Annotated in this window: 2 protein-coding genes; both read right to left on the reverse strand. The window is 74.7% G+C overall.

Features of this window, described 5'->3' with window-relative positions:
* A partial coding sequence (locus tag ACFVXK_RS37945; protein ID WP_389621756.1) for a hypothetical protein occupies window positions 1-1833 on the reverse strand: 1833 nt, incomplete at its 3' end.
* Window positions 1830-2991 (reverse strand): DUF11 domain-containing protein (locus ACFVXK_RS37950; protein ID WP_389621759.1); only part of this gene is annotated, 1162 nt, incomplete at its 5' end. The genes ACFVXK_RS37945 and ACFVXK_RS37950, both read right to left, overlap by 4 nt.

Below are 2991 nucleotides of genomic sequence, written 5' to 3' on the forward strand. Positions count from 1 at the left end.
GTCGGCCGGGGCGGCCGGGGACAGGGCGGACGGCAGCGGGTCGGTGATCCTCACCCGGCGGGCCGTGGAGGGGCCGGCGTTGGTGACCGTCACCCGGTAGGCGAAGGTCTGCCCGGGGGCGACCCGGGTCGTGGTGGTGGTGGCCTTCACCGTCGACAGGTCGGCCTTGGGGACGGGCGTCCCGCCCGGGGGGCCGGCCGCCGTACTGGTGTTGTTGGCGGGCCGGGGGTCCGGGACGGCGTGGCTGACGGTGGCCGTGTTGCCGAGGTCGGAGCCGTCGCCCGTGTACCCGGGGTCCAGCCGGACCCGGTAGGTCCAGGTGGTCTGCGCTCCGGCCGCCAGGGCGACGCGGACCGGACAGGACAGCACCTGTCCGTTCGCCGTGCAGCGGTTGGGGGAGGAGACGAAGGACAGGGACGCGGGCAGGGTGTCGGCCACCGCCACCGAGGAGGTGTCCGAGGGGCCGTTGTTGCGGGCGGTGATCCGGTAGTCGAAGGTCTCGCCGGGGGCGATCGGGCCGGCGCCGAGGCTCTCCTTGAGGGCCTCCACGTCGGCTCGGGCGGTGACCGTGACGGGGTCGGCGGTGGAGGTGTTGTCGGCCGGGTCGGTGTCGGAGCGGTCGGCGGGGGCGGTCACCGTGGCCGTGTTGGCGAGGGTGGCGGGCTGGGCCGGGGCGGTGCCGGTGATCGTGTAGGTGACCGTGCCGCCGCGTTTGAGGTCCGCCGTGGTGTCCAGCGCGCTTCCGCTGCCCGACGCCTTCCCGCAGGCGCTGCCGGTGTCGGCCCTGCACGTCCAGGTCACGTCCGTCAGGCCGGGCACGGTGTCGCGGACGACCGCGCCGGTGACGTCGTTGGTCTGGTCGTTGGAGACGGTCACGGTGTAGGTCACCGGGCCGCCGCCCGCGGGCACGGTCTTGGTGTCCACCGTCTTCTTCACGGACAGGTCGACCGGGACGTTGATCCTGAGCTCGTTGATCTCGTGGTTGTTGGTCGCGGAGCCGGTGCCCGCCGAGAACCCGACCTTGAGGGTGGCGGGCAGGGCGGGCTGGTTGGCGATGGAGGTGACGTCGTAGTCGGTGAGGAGCTTGGTCATGTCGGTGCCCGGGCCGCTGTCGGACCACAGCGAGAGCAGCATCTTCTTCCCGCTGGGCAGGAGGGAGACCCGGATGGTCCGGTTCTTGGCGCGGCTGCCGGTCTCCACGGTGGAGCCGGGAGGGGTGACGGCCGTGGCGTAGCGGTATCCGGTGGAACCGTTGCCGCCGCCGCGTACGACGATCTTGTTCGGCGCCGCGCCGGGCCCGCCGTTCCCCACGCTGGAGGAGGAGAAGTTGCCGAACTCGTCCAGCCCGATGCCGAGGTACGCCCCCGGCACCCCGGGCCGGCCCGTGCAGGTGCTGCCGGACATCGAGCAGGCGTAGCCGAGCGAGCCGCCGGTCGCGCCCACCCCGTCGGCCGCCGATCCGTCCGTCAGGTAGAAGGAGAGTCCGTCGCCCCGCTTGCCGTCGAAGGCGGAGCCCCCGTAGGTGGCGTAGGTGAACTCGGCGACGATGCCGAGGGCGGAGGAGAAGGAGTCCTTCATCTTCCAGGTTCCGGCCTGGCCGGTGCTGGTCGAGGTGAGCCTGAGCCAGCCGGGGTCCGGGTACGAGGCGTTGCCCGTGGCGGTGCCCGAATTGGTCGAGCTGTCGAAGGGTTCGTAGACCGGGAAGGACACGTTCCGGGGCGCGGTGCGTACGGGGTCCGGCTGCGCGGCCGCCGGGAGGGCGGGCAGGGCCGCCGCGACCGCGCAGAGCAGCGCCACGGCCGTGCGGCGCAGCCGGGAGCCGCGGCGCCTCACGGGCTGGTTCCCCTGCGGCGGCCCCGGCGGGCGGAGGCCGTACGCAGCACCGCACCGGCGGCGACCAGGGCGCCCGCGGTCCCCATCAGCGGACCGGAGGCGGGGGAGCCGGAGTCGGCCAGGTCCCCGCGGCCGTGGTGGTCGTCGTCGCGGCCCTGGTCCTGGTCCCGGCCGTGGTCCTGCTCGTGTTCGTGGTCGTGGTCCTGCCCGTGGTCGTGGTCGCGGGGGCAGTCCTCGCCGTGGTGCCCGCCGTCGTGCTGCCCGTCGTGCCCGCCGTCGTGGCCTCCGTGCCCGTCCCCGCCGTCGCGGCGCAGGCACAGCGGTCCGCCGCCCGGGGCGGTGGTACCCGGCCGGTTGGTGTTGTCGGAGAGGTCGGGGTCGAAGCTCGCCGAGGTGACACGGGCGATGTTGTCGAGCGGGGTGCAGCCGCGCCCCGGCGGGTTGGCCCGGTCACGGTCCGGTACCCGCACGGTGATGCGGAACTCCGCGCTCTCCCCGGCGGCCAGCCGGTCCACTGCCGGGCACACGACCCGGCTCCCGCCGCCCGCGGCGGGCTCGCAGTCGTCGGGGGAGGAGAGCAGGACCAGCGGGGCCGGCAGCAGGTCGGTGACCCGCACCTGGCGTGCGGTGGCCGGGCCCTGGTTGCGCACGGTGATCCGGTACGTGAACTTCTCCCCGGGCCGGACCCAGGTCCGGCCGCGCTCCAGCAGGGCCGTCTTGGTCAGGGCGAGGTCGGCCGTCCGCGCGTTGGGCGGGATCTTCAGGCCGGTCAGCGAGGTGGTGTTGTTCCCCGGGTCCGGGTCGGCGGTCTCCGCGCCGACCAGGGCCTCGTTGACGACGTCCGAGCCGTCGCCCTCGTACGAGGCCGCCAGCCGGACCGTGATCACCCAGGTGTGCGTGCGCCCCACCGGCAGCAGGGGGAGCGGACCGCAGCGGACGTCGCGGCCCTCGGGAGCGCACCCGTCCCGCGAGGAGACGAACTCCAGCGCGGCGGGCAGCCGGTCGGTGACGACCACCTGCCGGGCGGCGGAGGGGCCGTGGTTGGTGACGGTCACGGCGTACTCGAAGGTCTCCCGGACCGTCTTGCGCTCCGGGTGCCCGGCCGGCTCCCCGGCGACGGCCCGCAGGGCGGCGGACACCTCCAGGTCCGCCCCGTTC

Origin of the sequence: Streptomyces sp. NPDC058157, from assembly GCF_042884105.1 — a bacterium.
Classification (GTDB): domain Bacteria; phylum Actinomycetota; class Actinomycetes; order Streptomycetales; family Streptomycetaceae; genus Streptomyces.